Origin of the sequence: Methanosarcina sp. KYL-1 (assembly GCF_024372725.1) — an archaeon.
Lineage (GTDB): Archaea > Halobacteriota > Methanosarcinia > Methanosarcinales > Methanosarcinaceae > Methanosarcina.
In genome coordinates this window covers 1-24591 of sequence record NZ_VOUA01000039.1, presented here as the reverse complement: position 1 = coordinate 24591, position 24591 = coordinate 1, and the positions used below count along the sequence as shown (strand labels likewise).

Below are 24591 nucleotides of genomic sequence, written 5' to 3'. Positions count from 1 at the left end.
AGTTGTCCTTATTGTGGTCTTACTCTTGATAGAGATCATAATGCTGCTATTAACATTCTGAGATTGGGGCTACAATCTCTTCAGAATTCTGATAGATGCCCGTCACTTCAGTGATGGGAGTAGTCACGTGATTGTAATACTATCACAATTACGGAGTTTCATTAGTATAATATTCCGGCCCATATCGGCCGTACCATAAGGTGTAGTTTCCATGAGGTATAACCTGCCCCAGAACAGCCCTGACTTTTAAGTTGCCTGTGGCATTAACATTTGTTATAATTTCATTCATGTACAGGCCCCTGTATTCCCTGGACCACTCATTTGGGTCATTATTTGCCTGCAGATGGATATAGAATGATACCGGCCCTTCTCCAAGATTATCGCTTACGTAGACGTAGCTGTCATAAGTCGGATTAGAGGCATACTTAATGTAGTCTCCGTAAGGGACTACGGAAGTTTCAGAAAAGTTTTCAGCCGGGAACAATATCGGGCTTCCGTTGTTTATTGGGTCGAAAATGTCGAAGTAGTCAACAATAAAATCCGCATCGTAAGAGATATCTTCGAGCCTGGTCTCGTTTGTCCTGAATCCAAGCATATATCCTTTATCGGTTTCTGCAATGAATGTTGTCCAGTTCCCATTTATTGTTTTGTTATCAAAAACTTCAGTTGCATTTTCAAAATAGGGGCCTTTGAGGTGTTGTTCAGGCCAGTTGTTGATTTCATGCATCATCTCCTGGGTGAAATAAGGATCTTTCTGAGCCGGGGGAGTAAAAAATTTGCCTTCTTTTGTTGCAGGGATCGGAACCATTACTACAGTAGTTCCCTCTACCCCCCTTCCCGAAAGGCCCCCCACACCAACTTCATATATGCAATAATATCTTTGGCCCCTATCTCTCCAATCTTTTGCATCCATATAAATAGCATGAGTAAATAAGCCCCCAGCAAAAAGAATGATAAGTATAGCTATGAGTAGTAAATTTCTTTTTCTCACTTTTACTCACCCCCTGGTTTATATTTCCCTGGATTACCTGATAAATCAACAGTTAGCTTTCCCACGGGTTCAATAGGTTATCCTGCTTGTAATTATTTCTTCTTTGCCTCTTTTTTTGCTCCAGAGGCAGGGTCAGACAAGTCTTAAATATTCTCAAGGTTAACATGACCATTGCTTATGGGTGTAATGGGGTTCAAATCTACTCCTGAGGGTTCGTTTTAACTCCCTCAACTAATTTTAATACGTTCTATATAAGTTTTCTATCCAGATCATCAAACTATAATAAAAGATGCTTGACTTATATTTTCATTTTTCAGCTTTACTTTTCTATATGATATAATTTTTGATAAATTGGACAGAAATCATATATAGGTGTGAAAGTCAGTGCTATATGAAGATCTTTTGATTTTTTTTATGTCTGGGATCTTATTAATTCGGGTAATATTCAGTTTGATGAAATGGGCATAAAGCAATTATAAGGGGTTCACAAATATATTGAGTGCAGACATCGTAAAAAAAGTGAGCTAGATTTCCGCACAATCTACCTGGAATAGCCGAATCCCCTGAATATTTACCCGAAGTAGTTGTCACAAAATAACTGAGACTCATATTTTATGAAGTTAATTTTCAATTGTTGACAATGATCTTGAAAATCAAGGCATTCAATCGAAACGGTGCATAGGTTGTTCTGTGATGGCTCCTAAGGCAAAAACGCGTTGATTTTAACTTTAACTGTACTTAAAGTTCGCTGGCTTTGCTTTTGGGTGACGCACAGGAAAAATATGAAGAAAAGGGGAAAATTAAGAATGATGGAAAGCAAAGGAATACGAATAGGCGGGCTAATTGTTGCAATGCTACTTGTGAGCATGGCGTTCATGCCCGCCGTTAGTGCGACGGAAGTTGAAGTTCATCCAGTTCCAGACTCGGGTATGATCATGGTTGATAATGAGGTAACAGTGACTTCAGATGCCGGTTTCAATCCGGATATGGATTTTGCAAAACTCAAGATAAACCCGCGTTATTCTAACATTCAGTTAAAACCGGGAAGCAGCGATGAAATCACTGTAACTGTCACGAACACGGACAACATAACCATTACAGCAGAACCAAAAGTTGTAACGTCCCCGTACGAGGAGAACATCCTCGAAGAAAGCTGGGTCAGCATAACACCTGCCAGCAAAGATCTAGGACCGGATGTTAAACAGGAGTTTACCATTAAGGTGAATATCCCGCAAGATGCTGATATAGGGAACTATGGAGCTGATATCGCATTCACCGACGATGTGATGCCAACACAATATCCAACACCCTATCCTGCCTATATTAATTCCATGCATCTTTATGTCGATGTCTGGACCCCTCCAAAGATCCAGATCCAGACGCCATATCTCGGTGACCGTGTCAAGGCAGGGGATGAATATGACTATGAAATCAAGCTCAAGAACGTAGTTGACAAGGATATTGCTATCGACCCGAAAATGAGTGATGACAACCAACGGTATTATTATGGTCCATATGACACGGTGGGTCCTGCATTTGATGATGATGCGATCACCATTACCGCTCCTTCCATCGTAAAAGCAGGTGAAACGGCTGTTGTCAAGGTGCATCTTGAAGTTCCCGATGATGCAAAAGGCAGATACAACGGAGCCATTGACCTGAACATTGACGATCCGTCCATACGTGAATGGGACGGTCAGGTCCAAATGAATTTCGAGGTGTGGACCCAGCCCAGTGAACCGTACACAAAGACGTTCACAACCAGGACCGGCGGTCCCATTACCATTGAAGTGTCATCCAATGACTATAATTATGGTATATGGATGGGTGCAGGCGGTCAGGACGAGAAAGATGAGGCATCCTTTGACCTGGCACTGGAATATGAATCAGGTGAGGTCGAACTGAATCTGGTCAAAACGACCTACAGCGGTACCGTCAGTCTTGGAGCATCTGACTTCCCTCCCTGGGAAATGGATGGAGCAGGGATCTATCATGATGCTATTGAAGTCTACACGGAGACCTATGAGGCACCAGGTGCCATCGGAGAATGGACGCTCGGCATACTTCCGACAAATGCGGAACAGTTCAACTATTTGATTACGATCGGGGCCGTTGAATAAACAAGCGGATACGGGCGTAGTAACGCCCTGCCTTTCTTTTTCAGGTGACATCTATGGACCATCTATCAAAGTTGTTCGTGGCAGCATTGATCTTAATGTTCCTCATAGCCGGTGTTGTATGCATCAACGACTCTGAAAAATCGTCCTCCGGATATGAGGTTACATGGATGGGCACACCCCCGGCAGAAAGTGCCATGATCGAGACAAAGCTCAAACAGCAAATAAGTCCCTATCCTGGCATGGAATATGATAATGTTACGCTTAGCGCATCGAGAGAAAATGATAAACTCCGCATACACACGATCGCTGAGTCCTCGGCTTCCAGGTATCCTGACCTTTATGACTTCACGTACCGGGACGGTGACCTGATACAGGTCGGATATCTCCTTGAAGCCATTCCCGAATCTGTCCGGTCCGAAGCTATTGGCGTGGCTATGCAAAATGAAGGTATCGCAAACGCCCTGAGTACCAATACGAATGCATACGCTGTTTCATCCGTAAAACGGATCCTACCTGAGACCTCGGAAAAGTTCTATTCTGGAAAGACCCTGCTCAGTGTGACATGGCTGGATTATTCGGTATCCGCACTGATTGACATGGACACAGGGGAAGTGGTCCAGGTCTGGAACGGACAATGAGAAAAGTAGAGCAGAAGTTTTTAGTGAACTATTGATTAGTCTCATGAACTTTATCCTTTTAACTCAATTAACTGATTTTGATTGTTGAAAAAAGATGTCAACTACCTTTGTCTGATACATTTTTTTCAAAAAAGGATAGTTGTGAGGGCGTTTTTTCGTCCTCCCGCTCGGTATAAAATCGTAAATTCTATAAGTTAGTTCCCAAGGGCTTCATAGAAGCTGCGTTCCCGCTTCATCCCCTGATTTGCACTGGTATAATTTGATCTGTGAATTCATCCCTGTATTACTTTTTCCTTAGCCGCCATCCTCCATACAGGCAGGTCAATCCTCCCAATAATCCGAAACCGGGAGCAGAGTTGTTTTCATTCGATTTCTCTTCACTTGAGCTACTTTCATTATCAGATTCTGAATCATTGTTGCTTGAATTATTGGTTTCTCCAATGCTTTTTTCACCAGATGGCAACAAATCTGTTTCTTCTCCAAATTCATATCCGTCTTCCATCACTTCTTCTGCAGGTTGATATAATCCGCTCTCTTCAAAAGCAACCGGAATATCAGTCACATTTTGTTTTCTTGCCTCTTCATCAATTATCTGGTAAATCTCTTCAGCTAGAGCAATTTTTTCTTCAGAAGGCAAGCCATCATAAATATATACATGCAATCTGGTGAGCTGAATTCCATATGCTGCCACCTGTCCTTTTTCCAAGTACGGTAAAATTTTTCCCTCTGTACCTTGTTTAATCGAATACAGCTTGTTCCACCAGGCTCCTATCTCTTTCTTGTCTTTTAATAAGGGGACTTCTCCATAATTTGCGAGATTTCCGTCTCCAAATAGTCGCTCAGGCTTTTCTTTCATATATTCTTCAATAGCCTCTCTCTCCGATTCGGAAAGGTTTTCCACGTTTTCTCCATAAGTGTGATAAGTGTGTTCCAAATCCAGAGGGATTTCCGCTTGATAGATGCCATATCCAAATTCTACTGGAATGTCCTGTATGTCCATTTCTTTTGCAGCATTATCTATCAGAGCATATATCTCATTCATCAACGACTCGTCAACATTACCGTACTGAAATAAAATCACAAAGTATCCCCCTGCATTAGATCCGCATGTTACTACTTCTCCATGGGGATACATGTATCTGGAGGCAAGAGTGTCTTTTATTCTGTTGCCAAGTTCTTCAAGAGTAGAATTCCAGCTCTCTTTTTGTTCTTCAGTATCCAGTTCAGGGAGTTTGCCGTATTTTGTAATTACAGTATTCCCATGTGATTCCAGACCAAAAAAATAGTTATAATAGCTATAATCTACATTGCTGGTTTCAGTATTCAAGTTGTCACCCGATTGAGCTGACTTATTATAATCTGAACTTGATCCAAAAGCTACACCTGTAACAGAACAGAGAATTAGGAGTAATTCTATTACGAACATGAGGGTCGATTTTCGCTTTGCCGTATCTATTCCTCCAAAAATTATTTAACTCACTTTCCGTAGATGTATACAAAAATGCCATCTACTTTCTCAATTGGGCAGTAAACTAAAAGCTCATCTTGCTTTTAACCAATAATATTGGGCAAATCGGTAAATTGATTTGACATCTGTGGAATGTAGGATTTAAAATATCAAATTGCGGGCGGCTACCCCACCCAAAAGGATGGGGTATGCTTTGGGCCGCCTGCTCGGTTTCCTGGGAAGTGCTTGGCATCATTTAACAATGTTTCCTAATGTTGGAGTAGCATATCGAACTCCTGTAACCATGATTCTAAGAAACCCGTTAAAAAGGAGCAAGGTTTTATCGATCTAAAGGAGCACAAAAAACGTGCGAGGGTTCACTTCATCCCCTACCTGAAGGCGGGGTATTTGTGACCCTCCGCGCTCCCGATGTAATAAAAGATTAAGTGATAGCCTTTTAAACTCTAAGAGGATAAACACCTAAATCAGATACAACTCCTGAAAGTGGCGAGAAGTAAGAATCACTTCCAATAAAACCGTGGTTAATTCCTATAATATACAATTTATTACTTGATGATATGCGATAGACCGGAGCTCCACTATCTCCATATGTAGTTGGATAACTTGCCGTTACTTGGTTATAGTAAGCCCATCCATCTTGGGTAACTGTAGTGCCGATGTCTGTTATTGTTCCATATGTTACACCACTAGTTTTCCCAGAAATGTATATCGGCCAGCCAACCCAACCATCAGTTGGAGTAGTTGATAGAAATCCGGAAATGTCCTTCGTTACTCCGCTACCAGTATGAATTTTTGGCTCCACATCACTATGTTCTATAAAAGATGCATCTGCATAGTGATCTCCAAGTATATCAACATCACCTATTAAATTACTATTGTTCGATAAATATGTTGGTTGGTGTATGGCCATATCTATACTACTCGCAAAGTGTTTTGCAGTTACATATCCTTTAGTCCCATCACTTTTTTTAGCAGGGAAACCTAGTGTTGCTGTGTAATTACCACCGTTTTTCCTAACAGTTATCTGTATTGCCCCAATTACTGGGCGATATCTGTCAGTATAACCGCTTGCAGCTTCTTGGATAAAGTCTTCTTTTTTGAATACAACAGGAATTTCCTGTATAGATGTTTTACTTGCTCCTCTCTCTATTAAATTATATATTTCATTAATTTGAGAATCTGTAACATCCATACCTTTATAAAACGTAACTTTAAAATAGCCATTAATGTTCCAACCATAGCCTATTACTGGCCCCTTTGGATACAGATAAGAATCCATGTCATCTTTCACAATATCTTTACTCTTATCGAGTTTATCATACCAGGTCAGCCTTTCTTCTTTAGTATCAAATTGTGGGATTTGACCCTTTGTTGCCAAGACATTGGGATCTTTGCTTAGATTCTCAAAAGTCTTAGGGCCAAAATCCGGAATTACTCTTTCTTCTGAGTCAGAGATTCCAAAAACTTCACTTTCTAATGCTGATTCCATTGAATCATCAGCAGAGGCCGAAGCTACAAATACTACTCCCGTAAGTAGCAGTAGCAAAATTAGCATTCCTTTTCCAAATTTTTTCATTGTTGTCATACCTTTACCTCGCGATTTTGCTCCCGAGGCAAGATTAAGCAAGCCTTAAATATTCGCAAAGCTAACATAATCATGCCTCCGGGCACGTGGAGTTCAAACTTGCTCTGGAAAGTACATTTGAACTCCATAAACTACTTTTAACCAACTCTTTATAAGTTTTCTGACCATTCCATCAAACTATCAAAAAGAAGGTTGATTTATGATTTTTTTTTTCTGTAGTATTACTTTCTCTGACAAACAGTTTGATACATTGGATAGAAATTATATATAGATGTGAAAAATAGTACCATACGAAGACTTTTTGTTTTTCATGTCTGTGGTCTAATTGTTTAGAAGATGTGGCAAAATGAGTGCTAAACTGTATTAGTAAGAAATTTGTGTCTCCTTTTGTGAAGGGTTGGAGTGTAAATCCCTGAAAATAGTGGAGTTTAAGCAAAAAAGGTGGAGTTTTAAGTACTTTCATTAATTTTAGCCTGTTATTCAAAGAATTTCACGTACGTTTTTTCGATCGTATCCCGGTAAACAGGATTTATACTGTATATCATACTCTTCCCCTCCTTATTTTCTTCAATGATGTCTAATTCCTTTAATTGCTTCATATGCCAGGAAATTGTACTTCTGGAAATCCCGATTGTCCGGGCAAGGTCCATGTTGGTGTTGCATTCTTCCTTTAATATATTCAAAAGTATCTTTCGTGTCATCTCATTTTGAAAAGCTGAAATAACCCTTTTTTCTTTTTCATCATATGTGGAATTGTTCTGGAAGTATCGGACTTTTCTGTGATAACATTGGGCTTCGATCATATTTTCCGCTTCGAGAATTTTTATATGGTGGCGCAGAGTCCCACGGTTCAGTTTCATCTGGTTTGCAATCTCACCTATGTAAGCCCCAGGTCTGTCTTTGATAAAGGCATAGATGTCTTTTCTTTTCCGGTTCCCAAGAGCATTTGAATGCTCCACCACCCGGTATCCAAGTATTGCGAAAATAAGTTTTGCAGGAAACAGAAGGTCAAGCATGGAGGAAATTTGCATCAGGGCCAGCCAGAGCAGGAACTGCCAGTAGGGTATTACAGTATCTTCAAGTAATACCACCTCTTCCCCGTTAATTGAGGCTCCGGCTTGATCGCTTGGACAAGGGCTTACAATATATTCCGTAGCTCCGGCTGTTGTTGTTAACAAAAAAAATAATAAACAAATGGCAAACTTTTTTTGAAGCTTAGTGCTGGTATACGTTGAACGTATATTCTTCGGTTCCACTAACCGATTCCCCATAGACCTTGAACTTCCAGATTCCCTGTTCCACGTATCCTTGAGAGGGATCTATGTTAATGTGTATCCTGCCGTTTACGCTTCCGTCAGAATCATCATGGTAGGTTCCGATTTTGCTTCCGGAAGGGGTGTAAATGCTAAGAGCCAGGGAATCACTCGTATCCCCCCAGTTCAAATCCACTTCTAGATAATCTATTCCTGAGCCTACGTTTACATTGTGAGTTATTGTCTGCCCCTGAGTTATGTACTGGGTTGAAAGTATACCAAAAATGGAATCTCCTGTATCAAGAGAATTTTCTATCCAGGGGCTTACAACGTAATCTTTTTCAGGAAATACAGAAGAATCTTCTGAAGAGGGACTTGCAATGCATCCTTCTTTGGCCGAGACAACAGACCCAGACAGCATTCCTGCAACCATACATAGTATTAATACTTTCCATATTTTCATACTGTCACCAATGAAGGGTTAGAATCCAGGCATATATAGTTTCTCTCCAAAGTATCAAACTGTCATCCTTAAAAATTAGTTTTATGTGTTTGGCCGGAAATATGCCGGATTATCTGAAAAAAGACACAAGATACCTTTGTCTAATAGATTTATTCAAAATAGGAGAGGTTCAGAGGATGTTTTTCCGTCCTTTCGGTCAGGATAAGATAGTAAATTATATATGGTTGGTTATCTTTGCCGAATATTCCATAACTTGCTGCAGGGATGGAAATGTTCTCATAAACCGCAGGAACATTATGTGATATTTTTCCATCACTTTTTTGTTTGTGATATTTTTGATAGTTTATCCCAAAACCAATTTTACCTCAAATGAGTAAAGTTCCGGAACTATTTTCATGATCAGAAACCCAATTGATTTTTAGAATATGACATTTAGAGAATCGATTTTGAATTTAGGGATCATCTCATTATAAATTTACGGTATATTTATGCTCCTTCAATAATTTTGAGGAACAGTTTTTGCAGATTCATTTCTTCTTCCTCAAACATGGATACCGTGCCGCCTGCTTTTTTAACGGCTTTTGCAATTTCTGTCCGGAGTTTCATCTTCGCACTCACATGCAGAGTCCTGTCCCGAATATCAAAAGCTGTCACACCCTCTACATTCTTTACGGCTTCTGCAGCTTCAGAGAGGGGAATATCCTGAACTTCAAGCAAATAATGCACGCCTTCCTTTTCCCTGATCATATCCCGAAGGTCTTCCACGGACCCAGCTGCCAGCAGTTTCCCTTTTGCAATTATCGCTATGTGGTCGCAGATTTCCTCAACTTCTTCCATGGAATGCGAGCTCAGAAAAACAGTCACTCCTTTGCTCCGGTTCAGCTCCTTTATAAGGTCCCGCATCATCTGGGCTCCAAGGGGATCGATGCCGCTTGTCGGCTCGTCAAGGAAAAGGACCGAAGGCTCGTTGACCAGAGCCTGGGCAAGCCCGAACCGTTTGCGCATACCTGTGGAAAAACCACCTGTCTTCTGGTCGATGGCACGGGTAAGGCCCACGGTTTCAAGCAGGTTTACAATCCGTTTTTCCCGGACCCCGGGTTCGATATTATAGAGTTTTGCATAAAAGCGCAGGTTTTGCCTTGCAGTGAGGTTGTCATAAAAACCGGCAGGTTCGGGAAGAACTCCTGTCGTTTCCCTTATGTTTATAACCTCTCGGACGATATCAAAACCTGCAACCTTCCCGCTTCCTTCGCTTGGTTCAAGCAAACCGATAAGCATTTTCATGGTCGTGGTCTTTCCGGCCCCGTTCGGGCCCACGAAGCCGAATACCTCCCCTTTTTTTACCTGCAGGTTGAGATTGTCTACCGCGCGGATCTGTTTCTCCTTCCCGAAAAACTTACTCAAATGAATGGTTTCTATCGCAAATTCATCTGTTTCCTGTAAGATCCCACTTTGTTCCAATTCCATACTCATTGATTCCACACTCATTGATTCCACACTCATTGATTCCACACTCATTGATTCCATCTTTACCGCCTTCCGAATTTACGTACCACAAAAACAAGCACAAGGACTGCAAGGGCCAGCATCCCTATGCCGAGAAGCCCGCTGCTTGACGATTTTTCCACATTCACTTTGATACTTCTCTCAGAGCTCACAAGGTCGTCACTCTTTGCCCGTATGAAAATCTCCTTTATCCCGGAGCCGGCATTGGCATTTGCAGTTATCTTTACAGATATGCTCCTGGACTCGCCTGCTTCCAGTTCGTCTGTCGTCCCGAAGCCCTGAATCTGCGTACTGAGGCCGCTTTCCCCGTTAATTTCGAGAGTGACATCTTCCAGGGCATCGTTTCCTCTATTTTCAATGCTGATCCGGACTTCGGAGGAGCTGCCGGGGTTCAGGGTCAATTCTTCAGGGTTTGGATCTACTTTGAGCAGTTCCTCGTTTTCGAGGTCGTTGTTGATACTCACCTCAAGCTGCCGGGAAACTATCTTATTTCCGCTTACTGCTGCCACTGTGACCGGATAAAGCCCGCTTGTGGCATTCTGAGACGGCTTGACCTTTACTGTAAAATCCAGTTCCTCGTCGGCAGAAAGCATAAGGGAAGAAAGCCTTTCCTCCTCATCGTCATCATTGACAAATTCCGCCCTCCAGCCTTCGGGAAGGCTGAGAACCTCAAGGTCCAGTTTAAGCGGCTGATCATACCGGTTTTTCAAAGAAACCTCAAATTCAGCAGTTGTTTCCGGCCGGATTTCAAACCCCACTATATTTGAATTCAGCTCCACGTATGCACTCAGGTCCTCGTCCCTGGAAAGTTCGGGGTTTATGCTTACGCTGATCGGCAAAAATACACTCCGGTTTCCTTTTTCCGGGCACGCTGCCACCAGAACTTCATAATCCCCTTCGGTTGCATTCAGAGGGGGATTTACGAGAATTTCAAACTCCTGACTCTCACCTGCAGGGATTCCCAGCTTTGTAATTCGTGCCCCGTCGGTGGAAAGCAGGTCAACTCCCCACTGATCGGGTTTCGAAACCAGAAAAATCCGAAAATTTGCTCTACTTTCATATTTATTTTCTACAAAAGCCCCGAAACTGACAGGAATCCCCGGATGGGTCTTTTTTCCCGGAATATCGGAATAGATTTCCAGATTAGGCATTGCGTCCCTGTCAACGGTTACTGCAAACTCCCGATAGATCGTATCGGAATTTGAAATATATTCCCCATAGGGCTTCAGCCCTATGCTGACGGGATACTCCCCGTCCTTTGCGTTTTCAGGAACTCTTACTTTAAGGGTCAATTCCTTTTCCCCAGCTTCTTCAGGCAGGGTTATGTGGCTGACCTGACTGCCGTCGGCATAAATACCTGCAGTCCAGTCATCGGGTATTTCCTTCATGAAAAGCAGGACCGATATGCTCTTTGAGGTATTGTATCCCTTTTCCACGGTAAGGCTAAACTCCACAAGGTCCCCGGGCCTTGCAACCTTGCCACTGATGTCGTTTCCGACCGTAACCTGAGCAAAGTCAGCTCCTGCAGGAAGAGGTATTAGAGAGAGTAGTGTGAGTATTATCACTACGATTGGGAGGAATTTCTCTCTTTTAGTAAGCATCCATATCATCCCTCATAAATCCAACATGTTCAGCATCAGAAGTTTTTCTTGCTGAGACATGTGATCTATCCTGCAGATATCCCATATGTACATACCTCCTTCCAAATTTAGAAACAATGCCGATGAAGCCAATAACTCTTGATTTTATCACTTAGACTTCCACTCGTTGTCTTCAATTTCGACCTCATCGCTTACAGCACGTTCCGGATCTCTTTTGCACCAGTCCTTATCACGTTATAAAGTAATGTCCTTCCTGAGAAATATGATAAAATCTATTATGAACAATATAATCGGCGTCATTATCAGCACTACAATGTTCATCCAGAATTCTACTAAACACTGAGTTAGAGTATATTCAGTATCAAAAATTCCTCCAATGGTTGATTCTACGTTAACTCCCATAAAACTCAAATCAGCTCTGCCAATTACAGCTTCCCCATAGTGATGTAGTGGTGATATATTCAAAAGTTGTGTGATCAATACACTTTCAGTCGCTGTTTGACCTGTCAATATGGCAACAACTGTCTTGAGAATTGCACCAAATAGTACACAGATAAAAATCCATATAACAATGTTATAGGTAAGTGAATCAGTGGCGTTTTTTACCATCGTTGAAATGAGAACTGCAATTTCCAAAAATGTCACCGCATAGAAAAATGTGAGAATAGTGAACGCAGCTATTCTGATGAGTTCTATATATCCTACTTCGACTCCATAGAAGATCAACAGTGTTCCTACAGATACAAAAACCGAAAATACGATTATAGCAGCTACCATCAACATTGATCCAAGAAATTTCCCGGCGAGAACATTATCCCTGAATAATGGATGAGTTAATAACACATTCAGTGATCCGGATTTCTGTTCTCTGACAACTGCATCGAATCCCAGAACTATGCTAACCAGTGGGGTAAATAGAGATATCATTTTGACATTAATGCTACTCAGGAGTACCGAATTATTCTGATGCACCAGGGAACCATACATGTATGTAGAGGCAAATATTATTGCAGTATATGTTGCAAGCAACACCAAAAATCCGGTATTATGAAGATGATCAGCAGCTTCTTTTTGAGTAATGACAAATACATTATTATTTTTCATTCGAGTTACCCCATATCCTTTGATATATCCTGACGCAAAAACGTTATAAATGCCATTATAATTAAAAAAACAGGAGTAATGGTTAAAATTAGAACATTTATCCAGAATTCATTCCACCACTGTTCCAGCGTGTGTTCTGTGTCAAATATCCCTCGCACGCTTGATCTCTCACTTGAAACACCCAGCCAACTCAAACTAGGCACACCACTTACCGTCATAGCATAATGATGAGCTGGTGACAATTTTTGAATATCTGCATTGAGTTCTAAAAAATAACCACTATCATCTAAGTCAGTGGGTTTATGCCCGGCTATAATGGAAGCAGTGGTAGTACAGATCATACCAAATACGATACATAATACAACCCAGATCGCTATGTTGTATACCAGTGATTTTGTTGCATTTTTTGTGACAATTGAACCAAGTATGCCAAGTGCCAGGAATATAGATAGATATAAATATGTAAGAATTGCAAAAACTACCAATCGGTTTAGCATCGGTAAACTTAACTCTGTTCCTGATGCCACAAGCATTGTACCGAGAACTATGAAAATTGATACAAATACTACCAGAACCAGTGTAATCATTGCTCCGAGTGTTTTTCCGGCAATGATATTATCCCTATAAATCGGATGCGTCAGAAGCACATTCAAAGAACTGGCCTCTCGTTCTTTGCAAATAGCATCGAAACCAAGTGCAATTCCCATAAATGGCAAGAAGAGGGAAACAATTTGTGCGATATCAAGATAACTTCTGGATATGGTGCTTTCTGATCCAATTCCAGAACCATAACTTAAAGAAAAAACGATAGTCGTGAACACAAGCATAAGTATTACGAACCTTGGGCTCCATATATTGTCTGCAAATTCTTTTTGTGCGATCACAAACACATTCCGATATTTTTCCACGAGTGGTCCTCCCATTATTTTTTCATATGTATGCAGACAAACGCAGTTAATAGCTCCAGAAATACAATAATTGTAGTAAACCCAGGCAATCCAGAAGTTTCTTCAATAGTATTTACTCTTGAATGCTCGTCTGGATCTTTTTCGATTATCGTCGCTTCAGTGGCCGTATTGTTTGTGTGATTTCCCACAATTGCCTGGCTGTGGGTACCTTGTTCATCTATTCCGAAAATAGTATTATCTATAGCAATGAAGTCTCCTGATGGGTCAGAACTGAACCTTTCAAATTTTTTCATTGGCAGTAATATCTCCCAGGTATCATGTGTGCTGGTGTTCAGTACTGAGATCCTATAATCCGTGGCGAATAGCACATCGGTATCTTTCCACGTGTAATAGGGTACATTCTCAATTGTCAATGTATCCGATTCGTTGAACAAAAATAAGTCATACGTTCTTATGTAAGGTGGAGTAGTGGAGTTGGGATTGATGCTGGTCACTGAAATATAACCGTTCGGGGCTACCATCCCATCGATTATTTTATCCTTCTTGATCAGTTTTTTCATCTCGCCGGTTATTGAGAGAGAGTATAGTGCACAAGAATCATCAGAACATTTTTTAACTAAAATCTTTTCACTGTCCGGATACCATTGTATCACCCTTGAAGAACCTGAACTAAAAGTTGTAATTTTTACAGGCTTCTCCAGGTCTTCATCCGCAACATATATACCGTAACTGACATCGTCGACTTTTTCTGATGTTTTTATCTCATAGAAAATTAATCTTTTACTATCTGGACTCCATTTTTCGCCATACATTCCAACATACTCTGCAGAATGAATCTGATTAAATTCTCCACTTTCAATATCTAAAGTGACAACTTCCTGGCCGTTCTTTAAAAATACGATTTTCTTACCATCTGGAGACCATTCCATATCAGTTATTTCGATGTCATCGCCTACTATGCTAAAATTTAACTCATTTTTTTCATCCAGATCGTAAATGACAATTTTTCCAGGCACAAGTGCAGCAAATTTATTTTCTTTTGGAGACCATTTGAAGTTAGATAAATCAGATTCTAATTCTATCATTTTTGGATCCAATTTTACATTTTGAACAAAGTTTAGGTCATTTGACATGACAAAAAGACTGGCAGATATTACCTCATACCATTTTCCTTTTACCAATTCCACATATGCAAAATAATTACCAGATTGGCTCCATACAGGTGAAGTAATTGTTTTTCCACCACTGATAGAAGTAAATTCTGCCCATGCAATACGCGTTATTCCGGAACCATCCGCATTTGCTACATACAGTGCATCTACCCAACCGTCAAGCTCAGTTTTCCCTTTCGGATATACACTGACAAATCCATCAATTAGGATCTGGCTGCCACCAGGGCTCCACACGATGTCAAAAACAGGTTCACTTTCGATATCGAGGCGATTTGTATCCACAAGACTTATGAGATCTCTGCCCGCTGTCTGATTTAAATCAGATACTACGCTTACATTCATCTGTTTTAGATTACCACTTGCAGAAACTGGTTGAAAAGATATACAAACCAGAGCAATGAACATCAGTATTAATGTGATCTGTTTATTAAGCATTTAATCCTCCGTCGGTGGTCATTGGTTACTCGATTAACAAAAGACACATAAGTTCTCTTATTTTTTGAACTTTTATGCTTACTTTTTTCTGATAGTATATATTTAATAAAAAATTGGAGGGGGTTGGGTGTAAATCAACCACCTCTATAAGATATTTATGCAAGTGGATTAAATGTTTAGACCGGCGATGAACTGGTAGGAAAACTGTTGCCCGGCAATCATCTCAATACGAGGTTGCGGAGATGCTTGTAAATCTGCAGTGTGGTCGCTATTGGAACTGCTAACCCATGCTTCAACGTCACCCTCATAGTCATCATGTAGTTTCATCTCACCACCATTATTTACAAACGTGGCCTGCGCATCAATGTAAGCATCATCACCGTTATCGACACTGAATTTATACCAGTCATCCGCAGTGAAGGTACCACTCCATATATCGATAGTCCCCTCTGGAACAGCTATACTCTGTGCTTCGGAATACGATGCTCCGCCGGATGCTGAGACTGTTCCAATGGTCATCAACATGACTAACATCGAAACTCCAAGTTTAACAATCATGTTTGTTTTCATTCTATCTTGTCCTCTTTTATTCGCTTTGTTCCCGAGGCAAGATTAAGCAAGCCTTAAATATTCGCAAAGCTAACATAACCATGTCTCCGGGCGCGTGGAGTTCAAACTTGCTCTGGAAAGTACATTCGAACTCCATAAACTATTTTTTATTAACTCCTTATATGTTTTCTGTCCATTCCATCAAACTATCAAAAAGAAGGTTGATTTATGGTTTTATTTTTCTGTAGTATTACTTTTTCTGACAAACAGTTTGATAGATTGGATAGAAATTATATATAGGTGTGAAAAATAGCACCACACGAAGACTTTTTGGTTTTTACTTTTGTGGTCTAATTGTTTAGAAGCTGTGGTAAAATGAGTGCTAAACTGTATTAATAAGAAATTTGTGTCTTCTTTTGTAGAAGGGTTGGAGTGTAAATCCCTGAAAATAGTGGAGTTTAAGCAAAAAAGATAGAGTTTAAAGGATTCCTATTTATTTGAGCCCGTTATTCAAAAAATTTCACGTACGTTTTTTCGATCGTATTCCGGTAAACAGGATTTATATTGTATATCGTATTCTTTCCTTCCTTATTTTCTTCAATGATGTCTAATTCCTTTAATTGCTTCATATGCCAGGAAATTGTACTTCTGGAAATTCCGATTGTCCGGGCAAGGTCCATGTTGGTGTTGCATTCTTCCTTTAATATATTCGAAAGTATCTTTCGTGTCATCTCATTTTGAAAAGCTGAAATAACCTGTTTCTCTTTTTCATCGTATGTGGAATTATTCTGGAAATATCGGACTTTTCCGCAATAACGCTGAGCTTCGATCATGTTTTCCATTTCGAGAATTTTTAGGTGGTGGCGCAGAGTCCCCCTGTTCAGGCCCATATTACTTGCAATTTCGCTTACATAAGCCCCGGGTCTGGCTTTGATAAAGGCATATATGCCTTTTCTTTTCAGGTTATCAAGAGCATTTGAATGGTCCGCCACCCGATATCCGGCTATTGCGAAAATAAGCTTCGCTGGAAACAGGAGGTCAAGCATGGAGGAGATTTGCACCAGGGCCAGCCAGAGCAGGAACTGCCAGTAGACTGTAAAGTCCTTAAGTTTTACTACTTCTTCTCCGTTGATTGAAGCTCCGGCCTGATCGCTTGGAAATGGGCTTACGATATATTCCGTAGCTCCGGCCGTCAATATTAAGAATAAGGAGAAAAAGCACAGGAGATGCAGTCTCCTGTAAGCAATGCAGTGCAACATTTTCATACTGTTTCTCATAAGGGGTTAGAAAGCCAGGCATATATAGTTTCTCTCAAAGGTGTCAAATAATCATGCTATAGAATGTTTTCAAAAAAATTCCATAAAATATAACTAATTGTCTAAAAAAGGTATTAGCTATCTTTATTTAATCTAATTCTTCTAAAAAAGAGAGGTTTTTGAGGATGTTTTTCCATCCTCTGGCACTGGATAAAATCGTAAATTTTATAATGGGTTCTTAAAGAAATCTGAGAAGCTTCTTTCCGGCTTCTTCTCCGGACTTGCACTCATAACTTCCGTAATCCCATGGTGGAGAGGGCTTTTGCAGGGAACCTGGCACCCATGCGTTGATTTCAATCAACTCGAGGTGTATGCCCTCCCGGATTTGATACAACATTCCTATTACTTATTTCTACAGAATTACAGGCTTCCGGAAGTAAACAGGAAAGAATATATTTGGGAAACAATAGACAGGCCTGCTGGAATACCAACAGTTAGAGCGGCGTTTTTAAATGACATGTTTCGTGCATGCAAGAGTGCAAATGTCCAGATGTATGCAGACAGTAAGAGACATAAAATTCCAATTATTTGCGAGGTATAAAACAGGGGATTATTTGAGAATATCTGTTCTATACCCTGGACCATAAGTTGTGGGTCTTGCGCTGAAAAATCTGCCGAAGATATTAATATATACATTACAATAAAATTTGTGAAATTACTGAATATTTGTGGCACAAATCCATAACCTACAAACTCTAACGTTCTCTTAAACGAACCCTTTGAAGCAAATATATATGAAATTGAATATAAAATTCCGGCCAGTATAAACCAATATAAAAATGTTCCAATCAAACCTCCAATGATACCCCCAATAGCACCGATTGACATTACTGTAACGGATATAGATGAATCTATGTCAGAAGGAAACAATTCTTTAAATTTATTCATGACCAGAAAACTTGAACCTATTGCAAATATAGCGAGTACAAGCATTATCAATAGAGGATACTTAAAATTGACTTTAGTTCCTAGTTTTTCCTTAAAAAACGAATTCGGATCAAATATTAGATTATTCAGGTTTAGATCATCCATATTTTACACCATTGTAAATCTTATTCAATAGATGTTATATACTTAATTAAAATTTTACATTACATCTCAAGTACTTATATTTAACTTCGCCAGTCCGGTCTACAGCTTCAGAGGGGATATAGGTAACTCGTATTTTTTGTACGGGGTTGTGAACATAACATACAAAACCAAAACAGTTCATAGTTTCAACTTTTACAAAATATCTATAAAGATGGAAGATATGGAACAATAAGATTTTTTAGCTGGCAGCTGTATCATGGACAATTCTGGACTGTCCTTGTAGTGCTTAAAAAACGCAATCATTATCAGGATACCACAACAGATTTAAGTAATTATCTGTTTGATATATTTATGATAGAATCGCCGATTTTTGAGATATTTGATGGATTGCCCAGACAGGGTCCAGGTAATAACAAGTGCACTGAAAAAGCCTTTAATTTGATTTCTTCCCTTCCTGCAGGCAGTAAGATCCTTGACATTGGTTGCGGTGTGGGTATGCAGACAATTCATCTTGCGAAGATTTGTAACGACTGTCACATCACTGCAACTGATATTTACCAGCCTTTTCTGGATAAACTGATGGAAAATGCAGTTAAAGAAGGATTTGATGACAGGATTACCACGGTTTGTGCTTCCATGGATGACCTGCCTTTTGAAGCAAGTGAATTCGACGTCATCTGGTCAGAGGGCTCTATCTTTGTCATTGGTTTTGAAAAAGGACTTAGCTACTGGAAACAGTTTCTGAAAGATGAGGGTTATATAGCACTGACAGAAAGCACATGGTTCACGGATGAACCTTCTTCGGAAGTGCTTCAATTCTGGCAGGGCTGTTATCCTGATATCAAGAACATACCTGACACTGAAAAAGTTATCCTGGCAGTAGGATATGATCTCATTGACCGCTTTAAACTGCCAGCTTCTACCTGGTACGATTTTTACGCCCATCTGGAAAAAAGAGTTGATGACATCAGTGATAACTATAAAGGAAACACCGATGCAGAAGCGATACTTAGTTTTAACAGAAAAGAGATAAAGATCTTCAGAGAATACCCAGATGAATATGGTTATACGTTCTTCATTTTACAGAAGAACACAAATAAATGACCTGTTACTGATGAACAATTAAATGATCCTGAAACTAAAAAAGAAATCAAAGCAGCAATCAAAGAAGAATACTATCTAAGAGCCTGTCTTAAAATTAAATAATCCTTGTACCCTGATTGTTCGTTAATGTCATAACGAAATCTAAGACTTCCTTTAAGACGCCAGGTGTAGTTTCCCTGCAAGGTATCAAACAATCAGTTTCATTAACTCTTCCAATAAATATTCATAAAATAATTTTGATCGTTAAAAAAGACATCTACTACTTTTGTCTTATAGATTTCTTCAAAAAAGAAGAGCTGGTGAGGATGTTTTACCATCCTCCCGGCCAGGATAAAATCGCAAATTTTATAAGTGGTTCTGAAGGGAATCAGAGAAGCTTCTTTCCGGCCTCTGCTCCGGACTTGCATTCATAAACTTCCGTAATCTTCATGACTGCAAGGGCTTTTGCCGGGAACCTGTCCCCCATGGACTTGACCATTTTGTACATCTTCTCGTAATCTTCCCCTTCGGTCTTGATCTCGAAGTCCCCTTTTATCTGGTAGCAACCCTTTACCCCGGGGCCCCATACGTAGATTGCCCCTATCGGGTTTTCTTCAAGGTTCTTGCGGGTCTTATAGAAATAATTGTCAGAAATCCAGATAGTCTCCCCATCTTCCTGAAGCTTGCAAAGGTCTCAGGGTACAATAGGGTTTAAACTTGGTCTGTGAATTCATTCCTGTATTACTTTTTCCTGAGTCGCCATCCTCCATACAGGCAGGTCAAGCTGCTCAATAATCCAAAACCTGGAGCAGAATTACTTTCATTCGATTTGTCTCCACTTGAGCTATTTTCATTATCAGATTCTGAATCATTATTGTTTGAATTATTGATTTCTCCAGTGCTTTTTTTCCAGATGCCAACGTATTTGTTTCTTCTCCAACTGTCCCATCAAATTCCATTACTTCTTCAGCAGGTTGATACAATCCGCTCTCTTCAAAAGCAACCGGAATATCATTCACATTTTGTTTTCTTGCCTCTTCATCAATTATCTGGTAAATCTCTTCAGATAGAGCAGTTTTTCTTCAGAAGGTAAGCCATCATAAATATATACATGCAATCTGGTGAGCTGAATTCCATATGCCACTACCTGCCTTTTTTCCAAATACGGTAAAATTTTTCCCTCAGTGCCTTTTTTAATCGAATACAGCTTGTTCCACCAGGCTCCTATCTCTTCCTTGTCTTTTAATAGGGGAATTTTTCCATAATTTGCGAGATTTCCGCCTCCAAATAGCTGTTCAGGCTTTTCCTTCATGTATTCTTCAATAACCTGTATCTCCGATTCGGAAAGTTTTTCCACGTTTTCTCCATAGGTATGATAAATGCCCTGTTCTAAATCCAGTGGGCTGAATTCTTCTTGCTTAGACAGAGGAAGATTTGCTGACATGCGTCCTTGGTACTTCGACGACTTCTAAAACCAAAGGACCGGAGGCCAGACGTTGTTTCAGCTATGGGTTCAAGAGCTAATACATATAAGATAATAGCTCTGTCATACATTGTAGGGATACCTAGGGGACGTTTCTTGTTCTTACCTGGCTTATTAATGAAGAATCGTTTCAAGGGTTTAGCTTTGTATCCTTTACCAGTGAGGCTAAGGACAGCCTTCATTTTGGAGCTTGGAGTTAGCCATATTTTTCCATCAATTCCGGGTGTCCTTTTTCCTTTGTTTTGAGTAACTCGTCTTACTGCCAGAAGTTTGGCAGAATAGGAATGAGTTAGGAGATACTGCATCTTTTGACAAGGTTCCATTTGTTTTGTAAGACCACTTTTGTAATCCTGATTTGCAACTTATTAACACTCTTCTCTACCTGGTGCCGCCAGTCAATAGTTTTCCATTTCTGGCGAAGTTGAGCATCTGTAAGCTTCTTATCCTGAGAGGATATCTTTGAACGACTTACATTCAGAAGTTTGCCTCCTTTCATACAATAGAACACCATGTAAGCAAGTCTGCACCTTTTCGGGTTGTGGCAAAGTTTGAACCCCTATCTATTCCATTACAGAATGGCATTCGCTTTTTGCTTGAATCCTCTGCCCTCTATGCCATGGATTCCCTTCAAAGGGTCTCTACCATACTTTTTTTTGGAAAAAAAGAAGGAGCGTATAGGGTTTACCAAGTTCCATACCACGAATAATATGAATACCTTAGAAGCCATCTTTAAACCGAGAATCATTTGTCCATTTGCCATAATGTCCTCACACCCATTATAGCCTGATTCTGCACCTTTTTGGTTAAGCGCATCAACCTGCTTTCGCTTATTCCACTTCACGATTCTTACGATGGTTCACTTTACGTTCTTCATAGTATTCTTATCCTAACCAATTATCAAAGTCAGGTTCCTTGAGTTCTTGATATTGTCGTGTGAGCTCCACACAAACGTTACCATTTATGCATGTCACAGTAGGATTACCTCAAATGGAAAAGGTAGCGTAGAGACGCAATTCATAGTAGCTTCTTGTCGCACGTGCGGAAAGTAGGATATATAGTTGATTGACCAGTCAATCAGTATCAAGCCAAGGCCTGTAATGGTCATTGGCTACGCCATAGAACTACCTACCTACAAACCCAAAGCAAAGCTATCATGCACTAGGTCGGTTAAGTATCTCCTAAAGCCGGATAATGATGTAAGTTACAAAATACCCTCTCGATCACGTATTGTCATGAAAAAAGCAGTTAGATACTTAAGTCTGCGATTACCCCTTATACGGGTTATGCAAAAATTGTCACTAGATAGTGGATTTTATGAGTTAATTTGAGACTTTCTCTTTTAATTATATTGCTTTTCTGAATATTTTTTAACAATTACTGATAATATTACAAGTACCAACGTTAGAGATAATAAATTTGAACTAAAGTTATCTTCAAACCATGAAAGGTACACATTATATAACGCCATAAGTATGGCTATTAATGATAACACACGCCATACCATATTAACTAACTTTCTTTTCATTGTAATCCCTTGAAATTCTTGGTTCTTTTAGTGATCTTTCAAAGATTCAAAAAAATATAAAGAGTAAATTATGTACTAATAATTTACGTATAATAATAGTAGTAATCTACTTCAACGAAAATTTGCAGAGGAGGGAATGCATAGATATCAAGATATATGTCTTCTGGTTCTATATCCCAATACTCTGGTATTGCAGTTCCAATGGCAACAAGGACGGCAGTCAGAAGTGCAGCCTGTGTTATTCCGAAGTATGCCAATATCGACGCTAGTACCGCTCCGGTTACTAAAAGGTCAGCGTACTGAACATCATTAAAAACCCGAATATATCCAACTGGAGCAATTCTTGGTAAATCAACCTTTACCTTTGTCGATTCCGTAGACATTACTGAATCATTAGATTCTATGAAGTTTACTGACTGTTCCTCATAGGCATAGACTTGTTCTTTAGATACATTGAATGTTTCCGTCTGAGAGGTTGTTTTTCCATTTACTGTCAGTATCTGCTTACTTTGATACAAAAAATTCTCCTCATCTTCACCAATTTTTGAAGTGTCAGTCACAAGTTTAAAATTATCTCCAGTGCACTCTGTGTGAATTGAAGAGTCTGGATAAATAATCCCTGAAATTGTTCCACTGGACTTTAGTTTTTTAGTTTGTTTGTTTATATCCTTTTCGACGTCAAATTCGAAAGTACCACTGAAATGAATTTGATCTCCTACTTTTTCGTATTCTGTCAACTCTGTATCAAAATCATTAACGGTGATCTGGTTTGACTCCAGTAATTGTTTATACCATTTAGTTTCAGCCTGTGCACTTACAGCCGGTACAAAAGCAAGACTCACAAGAATCATTGCTGCAAATATTGCACCTATCCTAGTTTTGGTCTTAGTCATTTGTCTTTCTCCTAGTATTATTACCCAAGGAGGCAGAATCAGGCAAACTAAGCCTTAAATAAAAGCACAGCTAACATAATCATGCCTCCGGGCGCGTGGAGTTCAAATTTGCTCTGGAAAGTACATTTGAACTCCATAAATTACTTTTAACCAGCTCTTTATAAGTTTTCTGGCCACTCCATCAAACTATCAAAAAGAAGGTTGATTTATAGGTTTATTTTTCTGCAGTATTACTTCATCTGACAAACAATTTGATGGATTGGACAGAAAGTAGATATAAGGGGCTCCCAAATTCATTGGATGTACACATTACAAAAAAAAGTTGAGTAGGATTTAACATAATCTCCCAGGAATAGCTGAATTCCTTAAATATTTACCCTAAGGCAAAATCATATGGTCCTAACTTTAACTGTACTTAAAGTTTGCTGGCCTTGCTTTCGGGAAACGTACGGGAGAAAAGATGAAGAAATGGAGAAAATTAAGAATGATGGAAAGCAAAGGAATACGAATAGGTGAACTATAGTTCTTGTCTTAACTAATTACACTTTTAATTTGAGGATGGAATTTTTCCATCCATTTCTTTGCAAATGATAATGATTTCCCTCTTCTCGTAAACTCATCTCTAATTATTTTCGTTAAATGTTCTTTTGATTTGATAAATCTGGCCGATACTTCTCTTTTAATGGATTTCCATATAAATAGGACTTACGCACTTGAAGTGCCGAAATAGTTATGTCACTTAAAATATAATTATATTTTCAAATTTCCCAAAAACGTACGGAGTTATGGACACAAATTCACCCAAATGTAACGGCATTGAATACATTAATTTGGCATGAAAGTATCGGAGTACTTTCATTTTTTGTGCCTGTAATTCAAAAATTTCATGTACGTTTTCTCATTGCGGCTTCTAACGTTTTCAGTTGTACTGAGGCCTCCAGGTGTTATCCAAACGTAGATAACGCTCCTTCTCATGACGCTTTCACTCGTTGCCTCCAAAGGCAACCTCCAGACACAGAAGCGTTATGGGATGAAGTAAAAAATCATGTTAAGTGTAAGAAAGGCTATCTAATTGTTGACGATTCAACATTACATTAGATAAACCATACGCAGAAGAAATTGCTTTTGTTCGTCACATGTGGAGTGGAAAACATCATCGTACTGTAAAGGGGATAGGTCTGGTTACCTTAGTTTGGACAGACGGCACAACTGTCATACCTATTGATTTTCGAATTTATAACATCGATGAAGACGACAAAACAAAGAATGACCATTTCCTCGATATGCTTGACAAAGCCGAAGAACGTGGTTTTAATCCTGAATTCGTTTTGTTTGATACCTAGTGTCCTGGCAACTTAGTTATGATACATAATACTTGGACAATTTCTCATCAGCAATTTTGCTTGTGAACTTCCAGTTTATTTTCTTTTTATGGAAATTCCTTCTATTAGTCCATGCATCTACTT

At 39.6% G+C, this 24591-nt stretch carries 23 protein-coding genes and 3 pseudogenes; 5 read left to right on the top strand and 21 right to left on the bottom strand.

The annotated features are described in order from the left end of the window. On the top strand, positions 1–114 hold a 114-nt coding region (locus tag FTO70_RS16855; protein WP_255336935.1), incomplete at its 5' end, for a transposase. Positions 115–148: 34 nt separating this feature from the next. On the opposite strand, the gene FTO70_RS16850 is transcribed toward FTO70_RS16855, so the two are convergent. Beyond that, entirely contained in the window at positions 149–991 is an 843-nt protein-coding gene (locus tag FTO70_RS16850) for a hypothetical protein (RefSeq protein WP_255336932.1), read from the bottom strand. A 782-nt stretch (positions 992–1773) separates the two neighbouring features. Between FTO70_RS16850 and FTO70_RS16845 the strand changes: the two genes are divergently transcribed. Together FTO70_RS16845 and FTO70_RS16840 are read left to right on the top strand one after the other, a co-directional pair. Beyond that, positions 1774–3111: a hypothetical protein gene (locus FTO70_RS16845; protein WP_255336931.1), complete on the top strand. Its 1338-nt coding sequence runs from the start codon at positions 1774–1776 to the stop codon at positions 3109–3111. 53 nt (positions 3112–3164) lie between these two features. Next, a complete protein-coding gene (locus FTO70_RS16840) occupies positions 3165–3749 on the top strand; it encodes a hypothetical protein (RefSeq protein ID WP_255336930.1) in 585 nt (194 codons plus the stop codon). A 283-nt stretch (positions 3750–4032) separates the two neighbouring features. Here FTO70_RS16840 and FTO70_RS16835 read toward each other — a convergent pair whose 3' ends face one another. The 14 genes from FTO70_RS16835 to FTO70_RS16770 all read right to left on the bottom strand — a co-directional run bounded on the left by FTO70_RS16835 (position 4033) and on the right by FTO70_RS16770 (position 18141). Continuing rightward, positions 4033–5076 carry a hypothetical protein gene (locus FTO70_RS16835; protein ID WP_304364542.1) on the bottom strand — a complete coding sequence of 348 codons (1044 nt, stop codon included), beginning with the start codon at positions 5074–5076 and terminating at the stop codon, positions 4033–4035. Between the two features lie 577 nt (positions 5077–5653). Then, complete coding sequence (locus tag FTO70_RS16830) at positions 5654–6802, bottom strand: S1 family peptidase (RefSeq protein WP_255336929.1); 1149 nt, start codon at positions 6800–6802, stop codon at positions 5654–5656. A gap of 476 nt (positions 6803–7278) precedes the next feature. Beyond that, on the bottom strand, positions 7279–8058 hold the full coding sequence (locus tag FTO70_RS16825) for a winged helix-turn-helix transcriptional regulator (protein ID WP_255336928.1): 780 nt from the start codon (positions 8056–8058) through the stop codon (positions 7279–7281). After that, complete coding sequence (locus FTO70_RS16820) at positions 8018–8518, bottom strand: hypothetical protein (RefSeq protein ID WP_255336927.1); 501 nt, start codon at positions 8516–8518, stop codon at positions 8018–8020. Before FTO70_RS16820 ends, FTO70_RS16825 begins: the two co-directional genes overlap by 41 nt. A gap of 486 nt (positions 8519–9004) precedes the next feature. Then, positions 9005–10045 carry an ABC transporter ATP-binding protein gene (locus FTO70_RS16815; RefSeq protein WP_255336926.1) on the bottom strand — a complete coding sequence of 347 codons (1041 nt, stop codon included), beginning with the start codon at positions 10043–10045 and terminating at the stop codon, positions 9005–9007. A gap of 2 nt (positions 10046–10047) precedes the next feature. Further along, positions 10048–11625, bottom strand: coding sequence for an NEW3 domain-containing protein (locus tag FTO70_RS16810; protein WP_255336925.1), 1578 nt, complete (start codon positions 11623–11625; stop codon positions 10048–10050). Continuing rightward, positions 11615–11776 carry a hypothetical protein gene (locus tag FTO70_RS16805; protein ID WP_255336924.1) on the bottom strand — a complete coding sequence of 54 codons (162 nt, stop codon included), beginning with the start codon at positions 11774–11776 and terminating at the stop codon, positions 11615–11617. The genes FTO70_RS16810 and FTO70_RS16805 overlap by 11 nt, the downstream gene beginning before the upstream one ends. 83 nt (positions 11777–11859) lie before the next feature. Beyond that, positions 11860–12729 (bottom strand): ABC transporter permease, encoded by an 870-nt coding sequence (locus FTO70_RS16800; protein ID WP_255336923.1) that lies wholly within the window; start codon positions 12727–12729, stop codon positions 11860–11862. 5 nt (positions 12730–12734) lie between these two features. Continuing rightward, entirely contained in the window at positions 12735–13637 is a 903-nt protein-coding gene (locus FTO70_RS16795; protein WP_255336922.1) for an ABC transporter permease, read from the bottom strand. Positions 13638–13651: 14 nt separating this feature from the next. After that, complete coding sequence (locus FTO70_RS16790; protein WP_255336921.1) at positions 13652–15244, bottom strand: hypothetical protein; 1593 nt, start codon at positions 15242–15244, stop codon at positions 13652–13654. Between the two features lie 168 nt (positions 15245–15412). Beyond that, positions 15413–15814 (bottom strand): hypothetical protein, encoded by a 402-nt coding sequence (locus FTO70_RS16785; RefSeq protein WP_255336920.1) that lies wholly within the window; start codon positions 15812–15814, stop codon positions 15413–15415. 485 nt (positions 15815–16299) lie between these two features. After that, positions 16300–16989 (bottom strand): winged helix-turn-helix transcriptional regulator, encoded by a 690-nt coding sequence (locus tag FTO70_RS16780; RefSeq protein ID WP_255336919.1) that lies wholly within the window; start codon positions 16987–16989, stop codon positions 16300–16302. A 298-nt stretch (positions 16990–17287) separates the two neighbouring features. Then, a complete protein-coding gene (locus FTO70_RS16775; protein WP_255336918.1) occupies positions 17288–17446 on the bottom strand; it encodes a hypothetical protein in 159 nt (52 codons plus the stop codon). Positions 17447–17469: 23 nt separating this feature from the next. Continuing rightward, a complete protein-coding gene (locus tag FTO70_RS16770) occupies positions 17470–18141 on the bottom strand; it encodes a YIP1 family protein (RefSeq protein WP_255336917.1) in 672 nt (223 codons plus the stop codon). A gap of 351 nt (positions 18142–18492) precedes the next feature. Between FTO70_RS16770 and FTO70_RS16765 the strand changes: the two genes are divergently transcribed. Next, positions 18493–19245 carry a cyclopropane-fatty-acyl-phospholipid synthase family protein gene (locus FTO70_RS16765; protein ID WP_255336916.1) on the top strand — a complete coding sequence of 251 codons (753 nt, stop codon included), beginning with the start codon at positions 18493–18495 and terminating at the stop codon, positions 19243–19245. 367 nt (positions 19246–19612) lie between these two features. Here FTO70_RS16765 and FTO70_RS16760 read toward each other — a convergent pair. From FTO70_RS16760 to FTO70_RS16735, 6 genes and pseudogenes are all read right to left on the bottom strand, one after another. After that, positions 19613–19930 (bottom strand): annotated as a pseudogene (locus tag FTO70_RS16760) (pyridoxamine 5'-phosphate oxidase family protein); the annotation flags it as partial. An 82-nt stretch (positions 19931–20012) separates the two neighbouring features. Further along, positions 20013–20243, bottom strand: coding sequence for a hypothetical protein (locus tag FTO70_RS18095; RefSeq protein WP_369694402.1), 231 nt, complete (start codon positions 20241–20243; stop codon positions 20013–20015). A 26-nt stretch (positions 20244–20269) separates the two neighbouring features. Beyond that, positions 20270–20668, bottom strand: a complete 399-nt coding sequence (locus tag FTO70_RS16750; RefSeq protein WP_255336936.1) for a hypothetical protein — start codon at positions 20666–20668, stop codon at positions 20270–20272. Continuing rightward, positions 20614–21012 carry a reverse transcriptase N-terminal domain-containing protein gene (locus FTO70_RS16745; protein WP_255336933.1) on the bottom strand — a complete coding sequence of 133 codons (399 nt, stop codon included), beginning with the start codon at positions 21010–21012 and terminating at the stop codon, positions 20614–20616. Before FTO70_RS16745 ends, FTO70_RS16750 begins: the two co-directional genes overlap by 55 nt. A gap of 1303 nt (positions 21013–22315) precedes the next feature. Next, the gene (locus tag FTO70_RS16740; protein WP_255336915.1) at positions 22316–23125 is read right to left on the bottom strand and encodes a hypothetical protein; all 810 of its coding nucleotides are present in this window, start codon (positions 23123–23125) and stop codon (positions 22316–22318) included. Between the two features lie 531 nt (positions 23126–23656). Beyond that, positions 23657–23830, bottom strand: a pseudogene (locus FTO70_RS16735) (IS630 family transposase); the annotation flags it as partial. A 180-nt stretch (positions 23831–24010) separates the two neighbouring features. Between FTO70_RS16735 and FTO70_RS16730 the strand changes: the two are divergent. After that, a pseudogene (locus tag FTO70_RS16730) lies at positions 24011–24462 on the top strand (IS701 family transposase); the annotation flags it as partial. Positions 24463–24591: the final 129 nt, after the last annotated feature.

What these genes read in the sequence shown, in the direction of transcription:
- FTO70_RS16830 (WP_255336929.1), bottom strand. Translation starts at nt 6,802, where the DNA reads ATGACAACAATGAAAAAATTTGGAAAAGGAATGCTAATTTTGCTACTG.
- FTO70_RS16815 (WP_255336926.1), bottom strand. Translation starts at nt 10,045, where the DNA reads ATGGAATCAATGAGTGTGGAATCAATGAGTGTGGAATCAATGAGTGTG.
- FTO70_RS16840 (WP_255336930.1), top strand. Translation starts at nt 3,165, where the DNA reads ATGGACCATCTATCAAAGTTGTTCGTGGCAGCATTGATCTTAATGTTC.
- FTO70_RS16790 (WP_255336921.1), bottom strand. Translation starts at nt 15,244, where the DNA reads ATGCTTAATAAACAGATCACATTAATACTGATGTTCATTGCTCTGGTT.
- FTO70_RS16820 (WP_255336927.1), bottom strand. Translation starts at nt 8,518, where the DNA reads ATGAAAATATGGAAAGTATTAATACTATGTATGGTTGCAGGAATGCTG.
- FTO70_RS16785 (WP_255336920.1), bottom strand. Translation starts at nt 15,814, where the DNA reads ATGAAAACAAACATGATTGTTAAACTTGGAGTTTCGATGTTAGTCATG.
- FTO70_RS16745 (WP_255336933.1), bottom strand. Translation starts at nt 21,012, where the DNA reads ATGCAGTATCTCCTAACTCATTCCTATTCTGCCAAACTTCTGGCAGTA.
- FTO70_RS16740 (WP_255336915.1), bottom strand. Translation starts at nt 23,125, where the DNA reads ATGACTAAGACCAAAACTAGGATAGGTGCAATATTTGCAGCAATGATT.
- FTO70_RS16750 (WP_255336936.1), bottom strand. Translation starts at nt 20,668, where the DNA reads ATGTCAGCAAATCTTCCTCTGTCTAAGCAAGAAGAATTCAGCCCACTG.
- FTO70_RS16845 (WP_255336931.1), top strand. Translation starts at nt 1,774, where the DNA reads ATGAAGAAAAGGGGAAAATTAAGAATGATGGAAAGCAAAGGAATACGA.
- FTO70_RS16770 (WP_255336917.1), bottom strand. Translation starts at nt 18,141, where the DNA reads ATGGATGATCTAAACCTGAATAATCTAATATTTGATCCGAATTCGTTT.
- FTO70_RS16765 (WP_255336916.1), top strand. Translation starts at nt 18,493, where the DNA reads ATGATAGAATCGCCGATTTTTGAGATATTTGATGGATTGCCCAGACAG.
- FTO70_RS16775 (WP_255336918.1), bottom strand. Translation starts at nt 17,446, where the DNA reads ATGTTGTATCAAATCCGGGAGGGCATACACCTCGAGTTGATTGAAATC.
- FTO70_RS16800 (WP_255336923.1), bottom strand. Translation starts at nt 12,729, where the DNA reads ATGAAAAATAATAATGTATTTGTCATTACTCAAAAAGAAGCTGCTGAT.
- FTO70_RS16810 (WP_255336925.1), bottom strand. Translation starts at nt 11,625, where the DNA reads ATGCTTACTAAAAGAGAGAAATTCCTCCCAATCGTAGTGATAATACTC.